Here is a 21,805-nt window from a genome sequence, read left to right as displayed (position 1 = left end):
TCTGGTTTTTCTTTGCGCGAAAAAGCTATTCGTAGCGGAGATGGCAGGCGAGCTGGACCTTGAGCAAGTCTTCGGGACGGTGCAGGTCGATTTCCAGCAGTTCCTCCACTTTTTTCAGCCGCTGATAGAGCGTGTTGACGTGGATGTGCAGCTCGCGGGCGGTTTGCTGCGGCGACTGGCTGCATTTGATATACGTCACAAGCGTGTGCTCCCACTCCTGATATTTTTGTGGCTCAGCCCAAAAGGGAGCAAACACGTCGGCGACAAAAGCGTCAATGTCAGCCTGGCTTTGGTTGAGCATCAGGCGATTGACGCCCAGGTCGGCGTAATGGATGACACCGCTGCGATTTCGTGCCGCCAAGTAGTGCGCCGCTTTTCTCGCTTCCTCAAAGCTTTTGCCCAGATGCTCGACGCCTTCGATCATGCTGCCTACTCCAATCGACAAGGACGCTTCCTGGGCCCGCTCCCATTCCTCCACGGCTGTTTGCAGTTGCTCGCTCAAAGCTTTTCGCTCCTCTGTTCCATTCATTTGCAGCAGGAGTGTGACGTGATTGTGAAAGCCGTAGGTCAGCACTTGTGCAGGGGCAAAATCGCGCTTCCAGCGGTTCACTAGCCGATGGATGTTGGCTTCGAGCAGAGCGAGATCGTGGCAGTGACTCAGATGAGCGTAGACCACGAGGTAGTGGGCGTGCGGCACCAGTCCGAGTGTGCGGGCGCGTTCCAACAGGTCGTTGCCTTTGCTGCCGATTACTTCCTGGAAAAGGTCGTGGGCACGCTTGTACAAGACAGAGCTGATCGACTGCTTTTTCACCAAATCGAGAGTGAGCACGGACCGCCCTTGCTCAATTGTCATTCTCGCCAGCTCCGACAAGCCTGTTTTGGCGGAAGGGATGATCAGGCAGCCGAGCAGCACGCTGCCGTTGATCAGCGGATACAGGTAACAGTATTCGCTGTCCGCACGCCCTGCGGAATACAAGTGGACAAAAAGCGGGTGGCGACGTCCAGCCAGCAAAGTGTGCAGCTCGTCGCGGTTGAAGTAGGGGAGCTGGGCAAAAGCTTCGTGGCCCTCTTCCAGCCAGTCTACGAACTGAATGGGCTTGGCGGTCATGCGCGACAGTGCCTTCACAATTGTGGCCGCATCTTTGTTTTGCAGGGACATTTGCTTGATCGATTCGTGAATTTTGTTGCGCTTGATCAGATCATCATGCCGGGCTTGCAGTTGGGCGCTGAGCGTGGCCATGTTTTCATAAGCCTGCTTCGTCTCGGCGTACAGCTCGGCATTTTGCAGCGCGACAGAGGTTTGATCGGCGAAGCCTTGCAACAGGGCGAGGTCGTAGTCGGTAAACTCGTTGTCTTGGTGAAATTGGTGCAGGACGAGCACGCCAATTCGCTTTTCGGCAATCGAGATCGGCACACATAAAAGCCCGTTCAAATTTTGCAAGTCTTTCGCGTGGTTCAACGAGTGAAAATTGTCCGCGGAAATGTCTCTCATCGCTTGCGTCGTCTCGGGATGGGAGCGATACAGGCGGGGTTGTCCGTCCAAAAAGACTTTCCCGGCGATCGACTCGCCGATTTTCAGGCGAAAGTCTTTGAACAGCGTGTCGTGAAAGCCGACGGTCGCTTTCGGCACGAGGCGGTCGATGGCAGGATCGTACAAATGCAGCAGTCCGGCGTCAGCGGCAGGGATGACGGACAGGGCATTGCCGATGATGTCGCGAATGATCGCTTCGGTATCAAGCGTACCGGAAATCGAGCGGATGCCTGCCAAAAGTTTGCTCCATTCGGCGTTTTTGCTCGCAATCGCTTCTTCTGCGAGATGCAGTTTCAACCCGAGCCACAATAGCTCCCATTGATCTTCCGTCAACGTGGAGGCCGCTTCCGAGGGGGAGTCCAACCAGATGAGCGCTTGTCCTTCCTCAGCGAAAAAGAACCGCAGCAAATGTTTGTCCTCGATTTTTTCATATCGGTAGCGCTCTTGCTCATGAGCCGGGAGCGTGGCGGGAGCGGTCAGCAAGGTCCCGAAAGCGACGGCAGCTGACGGCGTCACTGTATAGGCCAGCCGAAATTGGCGGTCGCGCGGGAGGCGAACCCAGATCGACGCAGGCGCAATGGCAAGCCACGCACTCAACTTTTCGTTCAAGTAGGAAAGAGTATGCATGTGGACACCTTCCATGTAGAGAAATGTATATAAAATTCATTTTATTTGTGTGTGTGTCTACATTGTATAAACAATTTTGAATTTATACAATATGGTTATCGAAGACGGAAGGTGGGAGTCATACATGACGACAACGTACAAGAACTACATCAACGGTGAATGGGTGGATAGCCATACCGGACAAGTATTTCCTAGCACGAACCCTGCCAATACGAGCGAGGTGCTCGGCTATTTTCAAAAATCCGATGGACTGGATGCGCGGTCTGCCATCGAAGCGGCAGCACAAGCTTTTCCTGACTGGACCAAAAAATCGGCTCCGGTGCGCGGAGAGTTTCTGTTTACGCTCATTCGCCTGCTGGAAGAGCAGAGAGAAGAACTGGCTGCGATCATTACAAGCGAAGTAGGAAAAACATTGCGGGAAGCGCGGGGCGAGGTGCTCAAGACGATTGCCTCCATGAAGCAGTTGACAGGAGAAGCCACTCGTTTGACGGGGCAAACCGTCCCTTCGTTTGATGAGCGTGTGCTGGGCTACACGGTGCGCGAGCCGATTGGCGTCTTCGCGATTATCGCGCCGTGGAACTTCCCGCTCGGAATCGGCCTGTGGAAAATCGTTCCGGCTATTCTCGCGGGCAACACAGTCGTCTTCAAGCCTGCCAGCAACACCTCCTTGATCAGCGTCAAGCTGACGGAACTCCTGATTGAAAGCGGCGTGCCAAAAGGCGTTGTCAATCTGGTGACTGGTCCTGGCTCGGTAATCGGGGACGAGCTGTCCAATCATCCGCTGATCAAAGGGATTTCGTTTACGGGATCGTCGGAGGTCGGTTTGGCGTTAGGAAAAGCGGTCGGTGCCCGCGGCGGCAAAATTCAGGCGGAAATGGGCGGGAAAAACCCGGCAATCATTTTGGCGGATGCAGATATTGACCTTGCCATCGATTGCATCGTGACCAGCGGCTTTTTTGACAACGGACAGCGGTGCACGGGAACAAGCCGCGTCCTGGTCGTACCGGAAGTGGCGGAGGAAGTGAAGCGCAAGCTGGTGGAGCGCGCACGCAGCCTGAAAGTTGGCAATGGCTTCGATCCGGAAAGCCATAACGGCCCGGTCGTGGACGAGCATCAGCTCAACCTGTATTTGCATTATGTTCAAAAAGGCATCGAGGAAGGCGGCGTGCTGGAATGCGGCGGCCAGCGGCTGACAGACGGAGATTTGGCGAACGGTTACTTCGTCGCTCCAACCGTCTTTACCGGAATCACGCAGGAGATGACGATTGCCAAAGAAGAGATTTTCGCGCCCGTGATCGCGGTCATTGACGTCGATTCGTTCGATCACGCCATGGAAATCGCAAACCAGGTGGAGTTCGGCTTGTCTTCCACGATCTTTACCAACGATCTGCAAAAAGCGTTCCAGTTTGTGAAAGGTATCCAGTCAGGCGTGACGCACGTCAATATGCCGTCTACCCATTTTGAATCGCAATTTCCGTTTGGCGGCAAAAAAATCTCCGGCCTGGGGCCGAGAGAGCAGGGCGAATCCGCGCTCGATTTCTATGTCGAAACGAAGACGGTTTACATCCGGCCATAAGTTCTGGATAGATAGGGGGAAGAGAGATGGAAGCGACGATTGGAGTCATTGGCATCGGCGCAATGGGCAAAGGGATGATCGGCAGCCTGTTGCAAAAAGGCTATCAAGTGTACGCGTATGATCCAAGTCCGGCGGCAAAAGAGTGGGCTGCGGAAAAAGGGGCCGTTGTCGTAGACAGCGTGCAAGCGATAGGGAGCGTGGCAAAAGCTGTTTTCGCCTCGCTGCCTGGTCCCTCTGTCGTGGAGGAGGTCATGCTGGGACAGGCCGGACTTTTTGCCGAGCTTCGCCCAGGCAGCTTCGTCTTTGACACGAGCACGATCGATCCGGCGACGGCCAAACGGTTGAATCAGGCCGGGCTTGAGCGGGGCATTTCCTACTTTGATTGCCCGGTTAGCGGCGGGCCAGCAGGCTCGGCAGCAGGGACCTTGACGATCATGGTCGGGGGAGATGAAAGCAAGCTGCCTGAGATCATGCCGTACTTGCAAGGAATCGGCAAAGAAATTTTTTACCTCGGAGAGTCCGGTTCCGGTCAGGTAGCCAAGCTGTGTCACAACTCTGTCGTCGCTGTCATCACGGCCGCTCTTGGCGAAGCATTCAGCGTAGGGGCAAAAGCAGGAGTGGACCCGCACAAGCTTGCCGCCGTCATCGAGAAAGGCTCCGCCCACAATCGCGTGCTGTCTGTGTTTGGCCCGAATATTTTGTATGGCACGTACGAAAATGCGATCTTTTCGCTCGATCATATGCACAAAGACTTGCAACTGTACGCGGCTGCGGCTCGCGAGCAACACGTTCCCGTCCTCGTCGGCGGCACCGTGGCGCAAATGTATGAAGCAGCCAAGGCGCAAGGAAAAGGCAGCTGGGATTCTTCCGCTGTGTGCACGGTGACGGAAGAGCTGGCTGGTACGACGATCGCCAGATAAAGGTTTTGGCAAAAGCCGATGTTCCCGTTGGAGGGGCGTCGGCTTTTTTGCTGGAATGGCACCAGATGAAAGCAGTACGCCTATTCAGATAAGAAAATACCCCCGGGTGATCCCGAGGGGCGTTGAAGGCAAGTTAGTTAATCCGCAGCTCATCCCATGTCAAAGAAACAGGATAGGAGCCGTTTGGATAGTTGGGAGCTTTTTGCCACATGTAGAACACTACGGTTCGATTTTGGTTGTCGATCCCAATGTCGAGCGTATACCGATAACCTGGAACTTCCCAGCGTTTGACTTCCTGGTTGTTGGAATCAAAGGCGACGACAACCAGTACAAGGTCATTCGTCGAAGGTGTATACGACCAGTACGTATACTCACCGCATTTGACGATGACTGGAGATTGGCTAATCGAAAGTCCAGCAGGTTCCAAAATTTGAGCAGGTCTCATAATCACTTGATAGCTATTCCCGACTTATCCCCTTCTGTGGGTGAGGGTGTTCGTTCGAGCCTACACCGTGCGGGCGACTTTCATCGCACACGGCGTTCCATCAACAGTAAAAGAGAGAAAATGTACAACGGGCTATTCGATTGTACCAATTTTTATGTTTTTGAAGGCCTAACTAAAGTTATAGATTGACGGGATTTCCTCCTCTTTTTTGCATTTCTCCGATTGATATGGATATAGCCGACAAGCTCAATAAAAAAATGGGGGCAGACGTGAGAGATCATTGACATGCTGTTGTCAACATTGGACGTTTACAATTCGGTATAGACAAGCATTCGACGCCCTTATCAGTGGAGAAATCAGAGAAACCCCGGGAGGATCACATGAAATACGCTTACGTTTATGTGCTGGACACGATGGCAGATTGGGAGCTTGGCTTGGTAATTGCCGAGTTGAACTCGGGTCAATATTTTAAAAACAGGGGGAGCCGTCTTCCTGTCAAAACGGTCGGGGCTTCCAAACGTCCGATCACGACAAAGGGCGGCGTGACGGTTGTGCCGGATGTGATGGTCGATGAGATCCCCCATGAAACTGCCGCGATCTTGCTCTTGCCGGGAGCAGACCGTTGGAATGATCCCGAGCATGCCCCGATCGTCGAGACAGCAAAACAACTGCTGGACGCAGGCGGCAATGTGGCAGCGATATGTGGAGCGACGGCCGCCCTTGCCAATGCCGGTTTATTGGATAAGCGTAAGCATACGAGCAACAGCTTGGATTATTTGACGATGTTTTGTCCGACGTACAAAGGCGCTGCCTTTTATCAGGACGAGCAGATCGTCGTAGACGGCAATCTGATCACGACCAGCGCTGCTGGCAGCCTGCTATTGGCGCGGGAAGTGATTGCGCTGCTCGATCTGTTTAAAAAGGACACGTTGGAGGCGTGGTATCGCTACTTCCAGACTGGCGATGGCCGCTATTTTTTTACGATGATGGAGACGATGCAGGAGCAGGAGGGATAGGTTAAGCAAAAATGGAAGCAGCCATGAGCGTGGTTCCCTTTTTCGGGGGAAAAGTGCTGATTACAGGCGCTAACCCCCGCTTTTATGAAAAAAGTCGAGACGTTCTCTGCCTTGTATTTGGGGCGCTTCTCAGAACAAAACCCGTCCCTCTTGTTCAAGCGGCGGGTTTTGTCGCGGATAGGCAATGCCCAAGTGTTCGCCTGTTCAATATTTCGTCTGGTAATAAAAGATGAAGCAGCACCAACTGCCTAACTGCACCAGTATGATCATCGCGAGGACAAAAGCAAGCGAGACGCCCGGATTCAAAATGGCAACGGCAAACAGAACGTAGACGGCTGCCAGCGTGATGATCCACGAGGACGATTTTGCCTTCGTGCGGATCAGGTGGTGGCGTTCGTCCAATCCACGCCTTTTCCCGGCCAGTTTGTTGCCCCAATAAAGACCGGATAAGCCGATGATCAGCCCGCCAAGCAAACCGAACAAACCGAAATAGGTATCGATCATATATTCTCATCTCCTTCAAAAATAAACAGCTCTTCAATGATGCAGCCGAATACTTGTGCCAGCTTATGCGCGAGGATCAAGGAAGCGTTGTATTTTCCATTTTCCAAAGAAATGATCGTTTGTCGTGAAACACCCACCTTTTCCGATAACGCATCTTGTGACCAGCCTTGCTCCAGACGTCTTTCACGAACGCGATTTTTCATCATACACCACCTGTAAAGCTAACTTTACGTAAAGTGTACTTTACAGGTGGTGGTGTGTCAAGTTAGCTTTACATGGAGTGGGAGCGGCTTTGCACCCAAACGTCAGCTTGCTTGACTGCTCGATGCTTTTTGGCAAAAAATGACCTGCGCCATGAGCAAGGCAGGTCATTTCTTGCGCGTATGATCGATGTCAAGGCGATGATATACCCAATCATTGGCGAGACGCCGTATCCGATGATCGGTACAGGAAAATTGCCGAAAAGCGCTGCCAGGAAAAGCACAGCAAAATGCACGCCGAGTGCGATGGAAACGATTTTGGCATGCGCAGAATGCAGCAACAGAAAAGGGGCAATCAGTGCGAAAATGGAAAGGACTCCGACAAGCAGCCAAACCATTCCCATGTCAGCAACCAGGTACAAAATTTTTTCGACATAGGGAACAGGCAATAAGCGATCGAGATTGATCCACGATATAACTGCGAAAATAAAGAGCAGGCCCACAGAGACAAAACGAAGGATGCTTCGATCTGCTCGACTCCATAAAAGAATAGCCATGGAGACAGTGAAGGCAGTAAGTTGCGAGGCATCTGGTTGCAAAAACAACAGCAAGGACGTTGCTGCCGTCAGCAGAAAGGAAAACCACCAGTTTTCGGCTTTCAATAGTCGCCATAATTGCATAATGAAAAAGGGGATGACGATGCTGGCCACATGAAAACGCAAAGGGCCGAGCGCAATCCAGCGGTGCACATTGTCGATGCCGCTGTCCCAGAAGGTTAGCAGCAGGAAAAGAAAGAGCACTGCGGTCGTGAGGATAATGTTCCGCGATCGATTTGCATGAGGGTGTCTGTTTCTGGCAAGGATGAGTGCGGATACGCTCCCGCAATGATGAATACGACTATATTTTGCAGCCATATCGAGGGCGGGACTTCATGCACGCTCATCGCCAAAGCACCAACGAAGGTGGCGGGTAGTAAAACGAGCAATGGCAGGAAAAATAGCAATCTGAATTTCAGTAGGCTCTCTCCCTTTTGTCAATTCTGCGATGAAAATTTGAAAAGCGAATGTATGCTTACTTGTAGCACAATACCATCATCTGGATATCGCGCGGTAGAGGAATCAGGGGAAGGAAGAGAAGGCATTCAGTAAAGTTTTGGTTTACATAATATTCATTATGTCAAAATGATTTTGCCAGGAAGAGACGCCGATTCAGACGCATATTACACATTTTTCCATATAGCGGGTAAATAATCGCAATCGCATGTCAAATCTCCCAAAAAGAAAGGGTGCTTTTTCAGCACCCGGGTGGCATTTCTATCGAAGCAGCGGCAAATATCCAGTTCCCTGGTAAGCGAGAGCACTGCCGCAAATCGACATGATCATCACAGCGGTAAAAATCATCGCAACAACCTTTTTCACAAAGATCACCTCCTTTTGACAGGAATAGAAGAGTGAAACAAGCACTCTACTAAAAAGTCGTAAAAGAGAGGGAAAAAGTCACCAATTTATGTAAAAAAATTATGTTAATTCCATTTATTTTTTCAAAGAGGCATATAAGCCCAATGAACCAATGCCTGAAATCAGCGCTTTTCTGCGAGTTTTTTGGCTGCTTTCCCGATCACTTGTGCAATGGGTACAGGTCCAACAGAGCGGCTGTCATAGCTGTTCAAGCGATTATCTCCCATCACAAAGGCGGCATCGTTTGGAATCGTGATCGGGCCAAAATCATCTGTAAACGGGATGTTGTCTTCGTGGACAGTCTTTTTGCCCGATGACAAATACGGCTCATCAACCAGCAGGAAAAGCGATAAGAAAAGAGTGATGCTTTTCATGAGAGCCACCTTATGTTTTTCCTCCATCATACTTATAGATGAGATGCCCCAAAAGTACCTTACCCCAGGTTTTGGGCAAGAACGGCGATGGACAGAATCATGCTGATTACGCAACTTTGCTCCGGATAGGAAGTCTAATAGAGGAAAGAGGAGGGAAATCATGGAAGCAGTGAGCTTGAACCAAGTGGAACTCATCTCGGCAATCGGTGACGTTTCTTTTCCGATCGTTATTACCCTAATCGCGATCCCGATTATCGTGAGCAAATTGCGGAACAGATAAATGGCACCTGACGGGGTGCTTTTTCTTTTGCAAGGAGAGGGGGATTCTCTTGATCATAGGAAGAAGAGGCGCGCGTTTTTCTAGCGATCGATATAGCCATGATTCCACAGCGAGAGGACAACATCCATCTGATTGTTGTGGCTTTTCGGAATGTGAAGCGCTTTCCACAACTGGGTTGGTTTTGGTGAAAGAGAAGGGTTTTTCTTTAGCCATTCAACTGCTTGAAGGGCGTAAGCTTTGTTGTCCACTGAGGTTGTGTAACTTCCAGGCTCAATGCCACGAACGAATCCCTCTTCACAAAGTCCGAAAAATGCACTTTTCGGGCAACCCTTTTTCTGACTAGCTGTACCTGCTCCAAACATATGGATAGACGCTCTCTCCCAAGCTTCCAGTGGACTACTGGCTTCTTGGGATTCAACCAGCTTCATGGTCATAAGTGCTGTATCTCCGTATTTTCCCATCATAAAAAACCTCCCGTCTTTACTAACAGCTAGGATGAGCTGCTTCATTACGGACATTGTAAGCAAGAAACGAACCACGATCAATCCTTCTCGCAGAATAATAGATATGAGCTTTCCTCCCCCCATCCATTGACAAAAAAGCCGCGACCTGCCTAGCATAAAGAATCCGAGAAAAAAGGAGACTCCCGCACCATGCAAGACATAGACACAAGCACGTTCGCCCGTTTGTGCCGGGAAAAAGCGGTCTTGGCGCTGTTTGTTTACACACCGATGTGCGGCACTTGCAAGCTGGCGGAGCGGATGCTTTCCGTCATCAGCGCAGCGCGGCCCGAGCTTCCGTTGTACCAGCTCAATATTAATCTGGCTCCGGCATTGGCGGAGCAGTTGCAAATTACCAGCGTTCCCGCATTGTTTGTGTTTCGCGGCGGGTCGGTCGAAAGCAGGCATTATGCCTTGCGCTCTGTCGGCTATTTGTACGATGTGCTGAAAACACTCGTCTAGACAAACACCTATCCCCTTCGCCTTGAATAAAAGAAAGAGAGACATTTTGCGAAGGGGGAGGCTCATGCAAATCCATGTAGTGGAAGAAGGACAGACACTGACCGGGATTGCCTCGACGTACGGGACGACTGCCGAGGCGATTGCGAAAGCAAATGAGCTGCCCGATCCAGGCAAGCTTGTCGTGGGACAGGCGATGGTGATTCCGATTGTTGGCAGTTACTACTGGGTCAGGCAGGGAGACACCTTGTACACGATCGGGCAGCGTTATCAGATCAGTGCCGCCGAGCTGGCCCGCGTTAACGGGATATCGCAATACCGCCCGCTGCAAATCGGGCAACGCCTGTACATTCCACCCCGCCCGCGCCGAGCGGCCGATTTCAATGCGTATGTGGAGCCGCGCCAGACAGTGCCGCCCGCATTGGAAGCCGATGTGCGCACCGCTGCACCGCATTTGACCTATTTGGCGCCGTTCAGCTTCCGGATCAAACGGGATGGCACGCTGGCCCGTCCGACGTTGAACGACTTCCCGGCTATTGCCAAAGAAAACCAGGTCGTCTTGATGCTCGTCGTCACGAACCTGGAGGGCGGGCAGTTCAGCACGGAACTGGGCAGTCTTGTTTTGAACAACCAGGAGCTGCAAAACAAGCTGCTGGACAACATTTTTGCCACAGCGCGCGAGCTGGGCATGGGAGACATCCACTTTGACATGGAGGCGCTTCCTGCCCAGGATCGGGAGGCGTACATCCGGTTTTTGCGCCGCGCACGCGATCGCGCACATGCTCAGGGGATGATGGTTTCCGTCGCTTTGGCGCCAAAGACGAGTGCAGAGCAGCAGGGCAGATGGTATAGTGCGCACGACTATCGGGCGATTGGGGAAATTGCCGATTTCGTCGTGATCATGACGTATGAATGGGGCTACAGCGGCGGACCGCCGATGGCCGTGTCTCCGATTGGCCCGGTGCGGCGGGTTCTCCAGTACGCCATAACGGAAATGCCGGCGGAGAAGATTTTAATGGGACAAAATTTGTACGGCTACGACTGGACGCTGCCTTTCCAGCAAGGGACGACGGCAAAAGCGTTAAGTCCGCAGGCTGCCATCGCGCTGGCGGCGCAGCAAAACGCCGTCATTCGCTACGACTACCGCGCGCAAGCCCCGTTTTTCACTTATATGGATGAAGAAGGCAGGCAGCATGAGGTTTGGTTCGAGGATGCCCGATCTATCCAGGCCAAATTTGACCTCGTCAAACAACTGGGGCTGCGCGGAGTCAGCTACTGGAAGCTCGGTTTGCCGTTTCCGCAGAACTGGCTCCTGATCGAAAGCAACTTCCGTGTCCGCAAGCGGGCGTAGGTGAAAGCGGCTGTCCCAAAAGCGCAGACTAGCTAACGTCAAACAAACAATCGAAACCGTGGATGTATCCACGTTTTTGAAAGACAAAAAGGGCGTCTCTCAGTCGGAAATCGGCTTTTGGGACAGCCCCTTTTTATTGACAAAACGAGATGCAGGGCAGCCGGGGGCAGATGCGCTCAGACGCAGCGGCACAGGACATGCGCCAGCTGGCACTTGTGGCGGCGCGGATACGTTTTCGAAAGGGGATGATCGTGGTATGATGGGAGTAAATACCGGAAAAGGAGAGAAACCATGGGAGAATGCAAACTGGATCACAGCAAAGAGGATGTGCAAAAAAAGCTCGCCGAGCAAGCCCCCTATTTGTCGGAACAGCGGGTCGGACAATTTCAGAGCATGCTTGCAGGCGAGCTTGACCAGGAGCGTTTGAACGAGCTGTTTCACCTGTTGAAAAAATACGACTTGGCAAGCCCCGAGGAACGGCTCGTCCGCGAACAGCAGATGGATCGGCTGTTTGGCTAAAGGAAAAGGTGGCCGTTACACGATCGGCTTGCGGCCCATGAAGCCATCGTGCAAGCCGTGGTAGTGCGTGATCGATTCCTCGCCTTCGCGCCAGCACAGCAGCACTTCCTCTCCGTCGATCATCGCTGGAAAGTCAAACAGACCGATATCGATGTCTTTGACCTGGATTCCTTTGGAGATTAATTGGGTGACGTGCATTTTCGCTTCCAATTCGAGAAACTCAAGCTGGCATTCCAGGGAAAAGATCGCCCCTTCATCGAGGGGCTGCTGTTTTTTGAGCTGCTCGCGTTTTTGATACAGTTCATAGAAAGAGCGCTTCGATTTTTGCAAAAAAGATAGCTCTTCGCGTACATATGGCAACAATTCGTTTGCTTCTGCAAGCGTAAACATTTTTTTGTTCAAGGATAACCCCTCCTCGATCTGTATGGTACCAGTATACTAAGAACCCCTGGCGGGAGAAAACGGCCGGAATGCGAAAAAAGCAGTTGTCTTTTCCTTCCGGCGGCAAGGAGCAAACATGGAAGACAGACTTTATTACCAGGATGCGTATACGAGAACGTTTGCGGCACACGTACAAAAGCGCGGTCAGGAAGCAGATGGCACGCCATATGTCGTGTTGAGCCAGACGGCTTTTTACCCGACGGGAGGCGGACAGCCCTCCGATCTCGGCAGCTTGAACGAATGCCGGGTCGTGGATGTGGAGGAAGTAGACGGCGAAGTGCGCCATCGGCTGGAAGTGCCCCTTCCGGAAGAGTGCACGGAAGTAACGGGACAAATCGACTGGGATCGCCGCTTTGATCACATGCAGCAGCATGCCGGGCAGCACATTTTGTCCGCTGCGTTTCTGGAAGTCGCCCAGGCGGAGACGGTTGCGTTTCACTTGGGAAAAGAGCGCGTGACCATCGACGTGCGACTGGATGAGCTGACGGCTGATGTATGGGAAGCTGTCGAGCAGCGAGCCAATCAGGTTGTGCTGGAAAATCATCCGATCATCGCCCGTTTTGTGGACGACGAGGAGCTTGCCAGCTTGCCGTTGAAAAAGCAGCCGACCGTGACAGAAAACGTCCGGGTCGTCATCATCCCCGAATACGACTACAATCCATGCGGGGGAACCCATCCAGCGCGCACGGGTGAGGTGGGCGCCATCAAAATTCTCGGCTGGGAGCGCCATCGCGGGAACATCCGCCTGGAATTTATTTGCGGTTTGCGCGCTTTGCGGGATTACACGCGCAAGCAGGCGACTGTCCGCGAACTGGCCAAGCTGCTCGTCACGAGCGAGGCCGAGCTGATCGTCCAGGCGGAGCGTGTTTTGTCCGAGCGCGATTCGCTAAAAGCCAAGCTCGCCGAAGTGGAAAAACAATTGCTTGAGGTCGAGGTGCGAAAACAGCTCGCCACGGCTGAGCGGGAGGGTGGCGCGCGCGTGATCGCCCGTGTGTTCCCGGACAAATCAATCCAGCAATTGCAGCAGTTTGCCCAGTTGATGGTCGCGGAAGCTCCAGATGCCGTCTGCCTGCTCGCGGCTGCAACAGACGACAAAACCCAGCTTGTGTTTGCACGCGGGCAAGAAGTCAATGTCGCCGTGAATCAGCTGATCAAAGACACCTTGCCATTGATTGCCGGAAAAGGCGGCGGCAACCCGGCGATGGCCCAAGGCGGCGGACAGTCCGAGCCGCATGCTGACGAAGTAATTGCCCACGCGCGCAAGCTGCTTGCCCAGCTGCTGGCTTAATACGACGCGCAACCATAACGACAATGCAAGGAGGAGTCTATCATGTTCTGGAATCCCGGAGACAAAGTCCGCGTCAAACAGCGGACAGGAGAATACATCGCCGAAGTGCTGGAAATTCACGATACAAAACTTTTGGTCAAAGTGCTGGCAGTGACGAAATACCCGCAACAGGGCGATCTGCACACTTCCTATGAAGTAGACGTGCCGCTGTTCCACCAGCGTCCAGCGCTTTCTTATCTGGAAAAATTCATGGCCCCGGTGTCGGCAGTGATGCGTTACAACGGCGAGGTGCCCGAGTACAAAGAATCTGTGCGCATCGCCATGGAGAGCGAGATGGACAAGCTGAGAAAAATGGCGGCTTGGGCACAGCGCTGCCTGACGGAACTGGAAGCAATGCACAAGGAAACCTTTACAAACCCGAAATAGAGTGGTACTGTAATACTCGAACGTAAGACAATTGCATAGGTTTACTACCAAACGGGGGCCGAGCGTCGTTGGCTGAGATTGTAACGAGTGTGTTACTGACCGTTGAACCTGACCTGGGTCATGCCAGCGGAGGAAGAGGTATATGAATCGATTTCACTAGGGCGGTCGTTTGCGAGATTTTTCGCAGAGGATGCGCACCAGTTGATGAGATCAACTCAACCATCCCACGGCGGATGGTTTTTTTATTCCATCTGTCCGTTTGGATACGTATACGGCTTCCACCGTTTGACTGGAGTGACTTCCGGCAGGCGAGGGAAGCCGTTTTTTGTCCCTCGGCAAGTGCCACCAAGAAGGAGGAATACAATGGTTGTTGTGCTGAATGGAAAAACAGCAGAGCTTTCGGCCGAAATCAATACGGTTCGCGCTTTGCTCGCTTCGTATTCCCTGCAAGAGAAAATCGTGGTCGTGGAGCGCAACGGAGAAATTATCGACCGCTCCCTGTATGAACAAACGCCGATTGCCGATGGAGACCGCATCGAAATCGTTCATTTTGTCGGAGGAGGATGATCATCATGGATACTTTGAAAATTGGACCTTACGAGTTTCGCTCCCGCTTGTTGCTCGGAACTGGAAAATTCGCAGACTTGGAAACGCAAGGGAAAGCGGTGGAAGTGTCGGAAGCGGAAATTTTGACGTTCGCCATTCGCCGACTGAATTTGGAAAATCCGCAAGAACCGAACTTTTTGGAACAGCTCGATCTGAAAAAATTCACTCTGCTGCCAAATACAGCAGGAGCCTATACAGCCGAGGAAGCGGTGCGCATCGCCCGCCTGGCGAAAGCGTCCGGCTTGTGCGACATGATCAAGGTAGAGGTCATCGGTGACCCGAAAACATTGCTGCCTGATCCGATCGGCACATTGGAAGCGTCGAAAATTTTGGTCGAGGAAGGCTTCATCGTGTTGACTTACACGAACGACGATCCGATTCTCGCCAAGCGCTTGCAGGATGTAGGCGTTCATGCCGTCATGCCAGGAGCGTCGCCGATCGGTTCCGGCCAGGGAATCGTCAACGAAAACAATCTGCGCTTCATCATCGAGGACGCCAAAGTGCCGATCATCGTCGATGCGGGAATCGGTTCTCCGGCAGATTGCGCGAAAGCAATGGAGCTGGGCGCAGACGGTGTCTTGTTGAATACGGCTGTTGCTCTCGCGGACAATCCGGTTTTGATGGCAGAAGCGATGAAGCTGGGCGTGGAAGCGGGACGCAAAGGCTTTTTGGCAGGACGCATCCCGAAAAAACGTTACGCGCAAGCGAGCAGCCCGGTGGAAGGGATGATTGAGTAGCGTGGATCGTCTGACAGAAGCGGTAGAGTCGATCGCCAATCGCAAGGACGAGCTGTTCGCCCTGTTGGCAAAGCTCGTTTCCCAGCCGACCGTCAGTCCGCCTGCGCGAAACAGCGACGAGGCGCAATCCGTCATCGCAAGCCAGCTTGCAGACATGGGCTTTGCGGTGGATCGCTTCCAGGTTTACCCCGGCGACGACAACGTGGTAGGTCGTCTTTCGGGCCGTGATTCGGCGCGGGCAAACAGCCTGATTGTCAATGGGCATATCGATGTGGCCGAGGTTGGAGACGAAACGGGCTGGACGTATCCGCCCTTTTCGCTGACGCTCGGCGCAGACGGTCGCTTGTACGGACGCGGGGTCGCGGACATGAAGGGCGGGCTCGCTGCGAGTTTGTTCGCCATCCAAATGCTTCGCGAGCATGGCGTCGAGCTGGCAGGCGATCTGCTGTTCCAATCCGTGATTGGAGAGGAAGCCGGAGAGGCGGGGACGCTCGTTGCCATTGAACGCGGCTACCAGGCTGACTACGCAGTCGTCGTCGACACGAGCAACTTGCATATGCAAGGGCAGGGTGGCGTCATCACTGGCTGGATTACGATTGAAAGCCCGACTACGCTGCACGACGGCATGCGGGCACAGACGATCCATGCCGGAGGACGAGTGCGCGGAGCTTCTGCGATTGAGAAAATGATGAAGGTAATCTCGGCTCTGCAAGAGCTGGAGCGCGACTGGGCTGTGATGAAAGCGTATCCCGGTTTTCCTGCCGGCAGCAACACCATCAACCCGGCCGTCATCGAAGGAGGCCGACACGCGGCCTTTATCGCCGACCGTTGCGCCTTGTGGATTACGGTTCACTTTTATCCGAACGAATCATATGAGCAAATGATTGGCGAGATCGAGGATCATATTAGAAGAGCGGCGGCGGCCGATGTGTGGCTGCGGGAACATCCACCCGTGTTTCGCTGGGGCGGTCGCTCCATGATCGAGGAGCGGGGAGAAATTTTCCCTTCCCTGGAGCTGGACGCCAATCATCCGGCACTCGCCCAGCTGCAAGCGGCTTATGAGCGCGAGCTGCACGCGGCACCCGTCGTGGACATGTCTTCAACGGTCACGGACGCTGGCTGGTTCGCCCATGCCGGAATCCCCGCTGTCCTGTTCGGGCCAGGCGAACTGAAGCATGCGCACGCCGTAGACGAATCGATCGATCCTGACCAGCTCGTCCAGTTTGCCCAGATCATGGCCCGCTTCATCGCCAGTTGGTGCAATACGCCGAAGGAAGCAAAGGAGTGAGGAAGCATGGCGACTTTTACAGACCGTTTGTTGCGCAGTGTGGCTCCGATCTGGGAGCAGGTTCACCAGCATCCGTTTGTTACCGGACTTGGTGACGGGACATTGCCAGTGGACGCATTCAAATTTTACATGAAGCAAGACTACATCTACCTGATCGACTACGCCAAAATGTTTGCGCTCGCAAGCGTGAAAGCATACGATCTGGAAACAAGCGCGCGCTTCGCCGCTTTGCAGGAGTCGACGCTGAACACGGAAATGGAGCTGCACCGCCAATACGCAGCGCGCTTCGGAATTTCCCGCGAAGAGCTGGAAGCGACAGAGCCGTCTTTTGTCATGCTCGGCTATACCAGCTACATGCTGCGTGTCGCGCATCAAGGCTCGCTGGCAGAACTGGTCAGCTCGCTGCTGCCGTGCACGTGGAGCTATTGGGAGATCGGCAAGCGATTGGCCCAGGTCGAAGGGGCAGTCGATCACGAGCTTTATGGCGAGTGGGTGCGCATGTACAGCTCGGATGAGTTCGGTCAGCTGGCAATCTGGCTGATCGACATCATGAACGAGCTGGCAGAGGGCAAAAACGAGCAGGAGCTGGCGAGACTGGAAGAGTATTTCGTCAATACGTCCAAGATGGAGTACATGTTCTGGGATATGGCCTATAGAGAGGAAATGTGGCCGTGCGCGATCAACTAGCTTTTTCCCAAGTCCGCTTTTCGTACAGCCATACGCCGATTCTCGAAGATTTTGATCTGCGGGTGAAAAAAGGCGAGTTCGTCAGCATGATCGGGCCAAGCGGGATCGGAAAAAGCACGTTGTTCCAGCTGATCGCAGGACTTTTGCAGCCTGACCAGGGAGAAATCCGGCTGGGGGAGGCACGGATGGACGAGCGGTTGGGGCAAGTAGGCTATATGCCCCAACGCGATTTGCTCATGCCGTGGCGCACGATTGTGGAAAATGCGGCGTTGCCCTTGGAAATCAAAGGGATGTCCAAAAAGGAAGCGCAGCAGCGGGTGCGGCAGGAGCTGCCCAGGTACGGACTTCAAGATTGGGCGGATGCCTATCCGGTCCAGCTTTCCGGCGGCATGCGGCAGCGCGTCTCCTTTTTGCGTGCCTTGCTGTCCGGTACCGATCTCATGCTGCTCGACGAGCCGTTCAGTGCGCTGGATGGAATTACGCGCCTGGACATGCAGGAGTGGCTGATGGACAAGTGGCAGGAAACAGGCAGCACGATGCTGATGATTACGCATGACATCGACGAAGCGATCCTGCTTGCAGACCGTGTGATCGTCCTGCTCGGCAAGCCGATCCGCACACCCGTAGAGTTGAATGTCACCATTCCGCGTCCTCGCTCTGTCACGAGCAGGAATCAACCAGCCTTTTTGGCTTTGCGCGAAGAAATTTGGGGCTTGCTGCGAGCTGAGCAGACCAAGCTACAATTGCTGGGGAGGGAGGCAAGATGAGCAGAGGAATTTGGTTCGGCATCTCCATCGCGATCTTTTTCGCCGCGTGGGAAGCCGTTTGCCGCATATTTGCCGTGCCTCCGTTCATTTTGCCGCCGCCAAGCACGGTTGTTGTGGCGCTTTGGGATTTGCGCGAGTCGCTGCTCGGTGTGCACTTGTGGGCGACCTTGAAAGAAGTGCTGCTCGGGCTGTCCGTCTCGATTGTGTTTGGTGTGCTGCTGGCTTTTGCCATGAGCATGAGCAAACTGATCGAACGACTGGTCTATCCGTATATCGTCATATCCCAAACGATCCCAATTATAGCATTATCACCCGTATTTATTTTATGGTTCGGGTACGATTTATCGGGAAAAATCGCGGTGACGATCTTGTTTACGTTTTTTCCGATCGTCGTCAACACGTATGACGGTCTGCGCTCCACCGATCAAGAGATGCTGCAGCTGATCAAGACGATGGGCGCCAACCGCTGGCAAATATTCACGAAGCTTCAACTGCCGTCCTGCCTGCCGCATTTTTTCAGCGGATTAAAGGTAGCCGCGACTTACAGCGTCGCGGGGGCAACCATCGGCGAATGGCTGGGGGCGAGCGAAGGGCTTGGCTACTTCGGCAGACGGGCGTCCGGCAATTTTCAGGCGCCAGCTTTGTTCGCTTCTGTGCTGCTCTTGTCTGTCCTGGGAATGCTCCTGTTCTGGCTCGTCGGCCGGATCGAGCGCCAGCTTTCCCCGCACACAAAAAATAAACACCAATCATCCAAGTGAGAAAAGTAGGGAGAACAACGATGAAACCAATTCGTACATGGACCAAAACGCTTTTGGCACTGACGCTTGCCACCGGGCTTGCTGCGTGCGGCAATCAGTCCGGAGCAGGCACGACTGCGCCGGAAACAGCTACTCCGGGACAAAAAGCGGCAGAGCCTGCCGAACTGACAGTAGCTCTCGACTGGTACCCGAACGCCGTGCACTCTTTCTTGTACGCCGCAGAGGAACAAGGCTTTTTCAAGGAAGAAAACCTCAAGGTCAACCTGCAAATGCCTTCTGACAGCAACGATCCGCTGAAAATGGCGGCAGCAGGAAAAGTAGATTTGGCGATCAGCTACCAGCCGCAGCTCATTCAGGCGCGCGCGGAAGGCATTCCCGTCGTTTCTGTAGCGGCGCTCGTTCGCCATCCATTGAATGTAATCATGACGCGCAAAGACGGCGAGATCGACAGTCCGCAAAAGCTGGCGGGCAAAAATATCGGCTATCCGTCCATTCCACTCGACGAGTCGATCGTTCGCCAAGTCGTCAAGCACGCTGGCGCGGACGATTCCGGCCTGTCCTTCACCGATATTGGCTTTGACATCGTTCCGGCTTTGACCGCGAAGAAGGTCGATGCGGTAGTAGGCGGCTACATCAATCACGAGCAGCTCATTTTGGAGAAAAACGGTGTGCCTGTCAATGTGATCAAGCCATCCGACTTCGGCGTGCCGGACTATTATGAGCTTGTGCTGGCTACGAGCGACGACACATTGGGCAAAAAGCAACAGGCTGTAGAAGGCTTCCTGCGCGCGATTGCCAAAGGGCAAGACTACGTGAAAAACAACAAGGAAAAAGCGCTCGATTTGCTGCTCGCCAAACAAGCCGCGGAGTTCCCGCTGGAAAAAGACATCGAGACAAAAAGCCTCGATATTTTGATCCCGCTGATGGACGCAGGCGACAAAAAGTTCGGTGCGATGACAGCCGAGTCGTGGCAGACGCTGATCGACTGGATGAAACAAGAAAAGCTGATCACGACCGATGTGAAAGTGGAAGACATCATGCGTGATCTGGTGAAATAAGCGATAAGCGCAGAAGGAAACGGTAAAACCCCGACCGTCCAACTTCCTGGAACGATGCTTCGTTCCCGCAGGAAGCTGGATGATCGGGGTTTTTGTGCAGTTATAACATACAATTTATGGATAATGAGAATCTTTTTACCTATTGACTGGGTATATTTTCCATGGTATTTTTTGGTTAGTTGTTTCGATAAATTTCTAAATATCTAATAAAGATGTTCCGAAAGTAGGATCGATGAACTATGTCCATGAATCATGCGTTTAAGGCGCTGTCTGATCCGACAAGGAGAAAGATGCTTGACTTGTTGCGGGAGAAAGACATGACGGCTGGCGAAATCGCCGAGCATTTTGCAATGACGAAACCGAGCATTTCCCATCACCTCAATCTGTTGAAACAGGCGGAGATGGTTTTCGACGAGCGAAAAGGCCAAAACATCTATTATTCCTTGAATACCACCGTGTTTCAAGATCTCTTGAAATGGGTCATCCAATTTCATGCGAAAGAGGAGTCATAACATGAAAATCTCGGGTTTGACGATTTTGTTTTTTCTGATCAGCGTGGCGATGGGACTGATCTGTTACCCATCCATGCCTGACAAAATGACCATTCACTGGGGCATGAATGGCGAGCCGAATGGGTTTGCCCCCAAACTGTTGGGTGTATCGTTTGTTCCGATCATGATGGTCGTTATCTTCGTGTCCTCGCTCTGGCGCAGGCAGAACTACCAAAAGTTCGAGAGCAGCAAAGACGCGATCTTGAATACGCTCATGTTTGCGCTTCTCGTCATCCACGGTTTGATCATCGCATATGGTTACGGATATATGGTAAACATATCCATTTTTGTGACGCTGATCTTGGGCGTTCTGTTTATCACGATGGGCAATTTCATGCCGCGCTTTCGCCATAATTATTTGATCGGCATACGCACGCCATGGGCGCTGGGCAGTGAACAAGTGTGGAAAATGACGCATCATTTCGGTTCCCGCGTGTTTTTCCTCGGCGGGATTCTCATTGTCCTCACTGCCTTTTTGCCGCAGCCGATCCACTCGTTTGCGCTGCTGCTGGTCGTCGTGGCGACGATTGTGATCACTATCGGGAGCAGCTACTACTTCGCCAAAAAAATCCGGAAGGGGAGAGTACGATGAAAAATGTGAAAATTGCCTTGCTCTTGGCAGGGATCAGTGCGATCGGTTTTATCGCGGCTACGCCTTATTTGTTAGCGATGGTGGGGGATGCGCTCGCTGTGGTGCCGCTGCCGTTGCCCGCCGTGATCGTGCTGTTTGTCGTGCAGGGCAGCATCTCGGCGTTTTTGCTGGCATGGGCTGGACTGACGCTGGCAGGAAAGGTCGGACTCGATGCTCCGATCCTGCGAAATTGGATGTACAAAACTGGCGGTGCGACCTTTAACAGGCAAGGCATCGTGCAAGCGGTCATTTTCGGGCTGCTCGGGACGTTCATGATCTACCTGCTGGAACGACTGATTTTCCAACCGCTCTTGCCGATTCTCACGGAAAAGGCACAAGCCTTGAATACGCCAATTTGGGCAGGTGTCCTCACCTCCATCCAGGGCGGGGTGTACGAGGAAGTCATGGTGCGGCTGTTCATGATGACGCTGATCGTCTGGATTTTGAGCAAGCTGTTTGGGCGTCACTCCTCGCCCAAGGCTTGGATGTACTGGATCGGAATTGTCGGTGCAGCCTTTTTGTTCGGGCTAGGCCATCTGCCAGCGGCCGCCACTTATTTTGGCGAGATTACTCCGCTGTTGTTCATTCGCACTATCGCGCTTAACGGAGTGGCGGGAATTTTGTTTGGCTACCTTTACTGGAAGCGCGGGCTGGAGTATGCGATGATTGCTCACGCGATCGGGGATATCCTGCTGCACGGCTTTTTAAGCTAAGGGAGCGGGATTGTTTTTGGGCAATGCCGTGGGAGAAGGGGCAGCATTGCCCAAAACGCACAATTTTTTGAAAGGTAATGAAAAGCAATTTTTAA

Annotated in this window: 26 protein-coding genes and 1 riboswitch; of the genes, 18 read left to right on the top strand and 8 right to left on the bottom strand. The window is 53.1% G+C overall.

Going from position 1 to position 21,805, the window contains the following annotated elements:
• Window positions 1-25 precede the first annotated feature (25 nt).
• Window positions 26-2,158: a helix-turn-helix domain-containing protein gene (locus IRJ17_RS18715; RefSeq protein WP_242771500.1), complete on the bottom strand. Its 2,133-nt coding sequence runs from the start codon at window positions 2,156-2,158 to the stop codon at window positions 26-28.
• Window positions 2,159-2,282: 124 nt separating this feature from the next.
• Here IRJ17_RS18715 and IRJ17_RS18710 point away from each other — a divergent pair, with 124 nt between their 5' ends.
• Both IRJ17_RS18710 and IRJ17_RS18705 read left to right on the top strand, forming a co-directional pair.
• Complete coding sequence (locus IRJ17_RS18710; protein WP_242771498.1) at window positions 2,283-3,734, top strand: aldehyde dehydrogenase family protein; 1,452 nt, start codon at window positions 2,283-2,285, stop codon at window positions 3,732-3,734.
• 26 nt (window positions 3,735-3,760) lie between these two features.
• Window positions 3,761-4,654 (top strand): NAD(P)-dependent oxidoreductase, encoded by an 894-nt coding sequence (locus IRJ17_RS18705; RefSeq protein WP_242771496.1) that lies wholly within the window; start codon window positions 3,761-3,763, stop codon window positions 4,652-4,654.
• Window positions 4,655-4,787: 133 nt separating this feature from the next.
• Here IRJ17_RS18705 and IRJ17_RS18700 read toward each other — a convergent pair whose 3' ends face one another.
• Window positions 4,788-5,105, bottom strand: a complete 318-nt coding sequence (locus IRJ17_RS18700) for a hypothetical protein (protein WP_242771494.1) — start codon at window positions 5,103-5,105, stop codon at window positions 4,788-4,790.
• A gap of 374 nt (window positions 5,106-5,479) precedes the next feature.
• On the opposite strand from IRJ17_RS18700, the gene IRJ17_RS18695 reads away from it, so the two are divergent.
• Window positions 5,480-6,115: a type 1 glutamine amidotransferase family protein gene (locus IRJ17_RS18695; protein ID WP_242771492.1), complete on the top strand. Its 636-nt coding sequence runs from the start codon at window positions 5,480-5,482 to the stop codon at window positions 6,113-6,115.
• Window positions 6,116-6,319: 204 nt separating this feature from the next.
• Here IRJ17_RS18695 and IRJ17_RS18690 read toward each other — a convergent pair whose 3' ends face one another.
• The 5 genes from IRJ17_RS18690 to IRJ17_RS18670 form a co-directional block, all read right to left on the bottom strand.
• Complete coding sequence (locus IRJ17_RS18690; protein ID WP_122963303.1) at window positions 6,320-6,619, bottom strand: hypothetical protein; 300 nt, start codon at window positions 6,617-6,619, stop codon at window positions 6,320-6,322.
• Complete coding sequence (locus IRJ17_RS18685) at window positions 6,616-6,822, bottom strand: helix-turn-helix transcriptional regulator (protein ID WP_122963302.1); 207 nt, start codon at window positions 6,820-6,822, stop codon at window positions 6,616-6,618. Before IRJ17_RS18685 ends, IRJ17_RS18690 begins: the two co-directional genes overlap by 4 nt.
• Before the next feature lie 68 nt (window positions 6,823-6,890).
• Window positions 6,891-7,568 (bottom strand): hypothetical protein, encoded by a 678-nt coding sequence (locus IRJ17_RS18680; protein WP_242771490.1) that lies wholly within the window; start codon window positions 7,566-7,568, stop codon window positions 6,891-6,893.
• A gap of 830 nt (window positions 7,569-8,398) precedes the next feature.
• The gene (gene lepB, locus IRJ17_RS18675; RefSeq protein WP_229049911.1) at window positions 8,399-8,650 is read right to left on the bottom strand and encodes a signal peptidase I; all 252 of its coding nucleotides are present in this window, start codon (window positions 8,648-8,650) and stop codon (window positions 8,399-8,401) included.
• A gap of 360 nt (window positions 8,651-9,010) precedes the next feature.
• Window positions 9,011-9,394 (bottom strand): DUF6979 family protein, encoded by a 384-nt coding sequence (locus IRJ17_RS18670; RefSeq protein ID WP_208715194.1) that lies wholly within the window; start codon window positions 9,392-9,394, stop codon window positions 9,011-9,013.
• A gap of 189 nt (window positions 9,395-9,583) precedes the next feature.
• On the opposite strand from IRJ17_RS18670, the gene IRJ17_RS18665 reads away from it, so the two are divergent.
• The 3 genes from IRJ17_RS18665 to IRJ17_RS18655 all read left to right on the top strand — a co-directional run bounded on the left by IRJ17_RS18665 (window position 9,584) and on the right by IRJ17_RS18655 (window position 11,759).
• Entirely contained in the window at window positions 9,584-9,892 is a 309-nt protein-coding gene (locus IRJ17_RS18665; protein ID WP_173595961.1) for a thioredoxin family protein, read from the top strand.
• Between the two features lie 64 nt (window positions 9,893-9,956).
• On the top strand, window positions 9,957-11,240 hold the full coding sequence (locus tag IRJ17_RS18660) for a glycoside hydrolase family 18 protein (protein ID WP_122963299.1): 1,284 nt from the start codon (window positions 9,957-9,959) through the stop codon (window positions 11,238-11,240).
• Window positions 11,241-11,531: 291 nt separating this feature from the next.
• A complete protein-coding gene (locus IRJ17_RS18655) occupies window positions 11,532-11,759 on the top strand; it encodes a hypothetical protein (protein WP_063231025.1) in 228 nt (75 codons plus the stop codon).
• Between the two features lie 15 nt (window positions 11,760-11,774).
• Here the strand turns inward: IRJ17_RS18655 and IRJ17_RS18650 are convergent, their stop codons facing one another.
• The gene (locus IRJ17_RS18650; RefSeq protein WP_063231024.1) at window positions 11,775-12,161 is read right to left on the bottom strand and encodes a DUF2203 domain-containing protein; all 387 of its coding nucleotides are present in this window, start codon (window positions 12,159-12,161) and stop codon (window positions 11,775-11,777) included.
• Window positions 12,162-12,276: 115 nt separating this feature from the next.
• Here IRJ17_RS18650 and IRJ17_RS18645 point away from each other — a divergent pair, with 115 nt between their 5' ends.
• From IRJ17_RS18645 to IRJ17_RS18590, 12 genes are all read left to right on the top strand, one after another.
• Window positions 12,277-13,488, top strand: a complete 1,212-nt coding sequence (locus tag IRJ17_RS18645) for an alanyl-tRNA editing protein (RefSeq protein WP_122963298.1) — start codon at window positions 12,277-12,279, stop codon at window positions 13,486-13,488.
• A 42-nt stretch (window positions 13,489-13,530) separates the two neighbouring features.
• Complete coding sequence (gene kapB / locus IRJ17_RS18640; protein ID WP_063231022.1) at window positions 13,531-13,914, top strand: kinase-associated lipoprotein KapB; 384 nt, start codon at window positions 13,531-13,533, stop codon at window positions 13,912-13,914.
• A gap of 41 nt (window positions 13,915-13,955) precedes the next feature.
• Window positions 13,956-14,066, top strand: a riboswitch (TPP riboswitch).
• Window positions 14,067-14,277: 211 nt separating this feature from the next.
• Entirely contained in the window at window positions 14,278-14,481 is a 204-nt protein-coding gene (thiS, locus tag IRJ17_RS18635) for a sulfur carrier protein ThiS (protein ID WP_063231021.1), read from the top strand.
• A 5-nt stretch (window positions 14,482-14,486) separates the two neighbouring features.
• Window positions 14,487-15,257, top strand: a complete 771-nt coding sequence (locus IRJ17_RS18630) for a thiazole synthase (RefSeq protein ID WP_122963637.1) — start codon at window positions 14,487-14,489, stop codon at window positions 15,255-15,257.
• The gene (locus tag IRJ17_RS18625) at window positions 15,250-16,545 is read left to right on the top strand and encodes an acetylornithine deacetylase (protein ID WP_278189447.1); all 1,296 of its coding nucleotides are present in this window, start codon (window positions 15,250-15,252) and stop codon (window positions 16,543-16,545) included. The genes IRJ17_RS18630 and IRJ17_RS18625 overlap by 8 nt, the downstream gene beginning before the upstream one ends.
• 6 nt (window positions 16,546-16,551) lie before the next feature.
• Window positions 16,552-17,232 (top strand): thiaminase II, encoded by a 681-nt coding sequence (tenA, locus tag IRJ17_RS18620; protein WP_122963296.1) that lies wholly within the window; start codon window positions 16,552-16,554, stop codon window positions 17,230-17,232.
• Window positions 17,217-17,999 carry an ABC transporter ATP-binding protein gene (locus tag IRJ17_RS18615; RefSeq protein WP_242771486.1) on the top strand — a complete coding sequence of 261 codons (783 nt, stop codon included), beginning with the start codon at window positions 17,217-17,219 and terminating at the stop codon, window positions 17,997-17,999. The genes tenA and IRJ17_RS18615 overlap by 16 nt, the downstream gene beginning before the upstream one ends.
• Window positions 17,996-18,757, top strand: coding sequence for an ABC transporter permease (locus tag IRJ17_RS18610; protein ID WP_122963294.1), 762 nt, complete (start codon window positions 17,996-17,998; stop codon window positions 18,755-18,757). The genes IRJ17_RS18615 and IRJ17_RS18610 overlap by 4 nt, the downstream gene beginning before the upstream one ends.
• Window positions 18,758-18,777: 20 nt before the next feature.
• The gene (locus IRJ17_RS18605) at window positions 18,778-19,815 is read left to right on the top strand and encodes an ABC transporter substrate-binding protein (protein WP_122963293.1); all 1,038 of its coding nucleotides are present in this window, start codon (window positions 18,778-18,780) and stop codon (window positions 19,813-19,815) included.
• Window positions 19,816-20,060: 245 nt separating this feature from the next.
• Window positions 20,061-20,327: an autorepressor SdpR family transcription factor gene (locus tag IRJ17_RS18600; protein WP_173596005.1), complete on the top strand. Its 267-nt coding sequence runs from the start codon at window positions 20,061-20,063 to the stop codon at window positions 20,325-20,327.
• Window position 20,328: 1 nt separating this feature from the next.
• A complete protein-coding gene (locus IRJ17_RS18595; RefSeq protein WP_122963291.1) occupies window positions 20,329-20,958 on the top strand; it encodes an SdpI family protein in 630 nt (209 codons plus the stop codon).
• Entirely contained in the window at window positions 20,955-21,710 is a 756-nt protein-coding gene (locus IRJ17_RS18590; RefSeq protein WP_122963290.1) for a CPBP family intramembrane glutamic endopeptidase, read from the top strand. Before IRJ17_RS18595 ends, IRJ17_RS18590 begins: the two co-directional genes overlap by 4 nt.
• Window positions 21,711-21,805: the final 95 nt, after the last annotated feature.

The sequence above is a fragment of the Brevibacillus parabrevis genome (assembly GCF_022701015.1).
Lineage (GTDB): Bacteria > Bacillota > Bacilli > Brevibacillales > Brevibacillaceae > Brevibacillus > Brevibacillus parabrevis.
This window is presented reverse-complemented; position numbering and strand designations above follow the sequence as displayed.

Bases quoted from the DNA above. Each gene is read 5' to 3' on its own strand.
- IRJ17_RS18600 (WP_173596005.1), top strand. From the start codon at position 20,061: ATGAATCATGCGTTTAAGGCGCTGTCTGATCCGACAAGGAGAAAGATG.
- thiS (WP_063231021.1), top strand. From the start codon at position 14,278: ATGGTTGTTGTGCTGAATGGAAAAACAGCAGAGCTTTCGGCCGAAATC.
- IRJ17_RS18690 (WP_122963303.1), bottom strand. From the start codon at position 6,619: ATGATCGATACCTATTTCGGTTTGTTCGGTTTGCTTGGCGGGCTGATC.
- IRJ17_RS18605 (WP_122963293.1), top strand. From the start codon at position 18,778: ATGAAACCAATTCGTACATGGACCAAAACGCTTTTGGCACTGACGCTT.
- IRJ17_RS18610 (WP_122963294.1), top strand. From the start codon at position 17,996: ATGAGCAGAGGAATTTGGTTCGGCATCTCCATCGCGATCTTTTTCGCC.
- IRJ17_RS18660 (WP_122963299.1), top strand. From the start codon at position 9,957: ATGCAAATCCATGTAGTGGAAGAAGGACAGACACTGACCGGGATTGCC.
- IRJ17_RS18630 (WP_122963637.1), top strand. From the start codon at position 14,487: ATGGATACTTTGAAAATTGGACCTTACGAGTTTCGCTCCCGCTTGTTG.
- kapB (WP_063231022.1), top strand. From the start codon at position 13,531: ATGTTCTGGAATCCCGGAGACAAAGTCCGCGTCAAACAGCGGACAGGA.
- IRJ17_RS18715 (WP_242771500.1), bottom strand. From the start codon at position 2,158: ATGCATACTCTTTCCTACTTGAACGAAAAGTTGAGTGCGTGGCTTGCC.
- IRJ17_RS18705 (WP_242771496.1), top strand. From the start codon at position 3,761: ATGGAAGCGACGATTGGAGTCATTGGCATCGGCGCAATGGGCAAAGGG.
- lepB (WP_229049911.1), bottom strand. From the start codon at position 8,650: ATGAAAAGCATCACTCTTTTCTTATCGCTTTTCCTGCTGGTTGATGAG.
- IRJ17_RS18645 (WP_122963298.1), top strand. From the start codon at position 12,277: ATGGAAGACAGACTTTATTACCAGGATGCGTATACGAGAACGTTTGCG.
- IRJ17_RS18655 (WP_063231025.1), top strand. From the start codon at position 11,532: ATGGGAGAATGCAAACTGGATCACAGCAAAGAGGATGTGCAAAAAAAG.
- IRJ17_RS18695 (WP_242771492.1), top strand. From the start codon at position 5,480: ATGAAATACGCTTACGTTTATGTGCTGGACACGATGGCAGATTGGGAG.
- IRJ17_RS18665 (WP_173595961.1), top strand. From the start codon at position 9,584: ATGCAAGACATAGACACAAGCACGTTCGCCCGTTTGTGCCGGGAAAAA.
- IRJ17_RS18590 (WP_122963290.1), top strand. From the start codon at position 20,955: ATGAAAAATGTGAAAATTGCCTTGCTCTTGGCAGGGATCAGTGCGATC.
- IRJ17_RS18685 (WP_122963302.1), bottom strand. From the start codon at position 6,822: ATGAAAAATCGCGTTCGTGAAAGACGTCTGGAGCAAGGCTGGTCACAA.
- tenA (WP_122963296.1), top strand. From the start codon at position 16,552: ATGGCGACTTTTACAGACCGTTTGTTGCGCAGTGTGGCTCCGATCTGG.
- IRJ17_RS18710 (WP_242771498.1), top strand. From the start codon at position 2,283: ATGACGACAACGTACAAGAACTACATCAACGGTGAATGGGTGGATAGC.
- IRJ17_RS18595 (WP_122963291.1), top strand. From the start codon at position 20,329: ATGAAAATCTCGGGTTTGACGATTTTGTTTTTTCTGATCAGCGTGGCG.
- IRJ17_RS18670 (WP_208715194.1), bottom strand. From the start codon at position 9,394: ATGATGGGAAAATACGGAGATACAGCACTTATGACCATGAAGCTGGTT.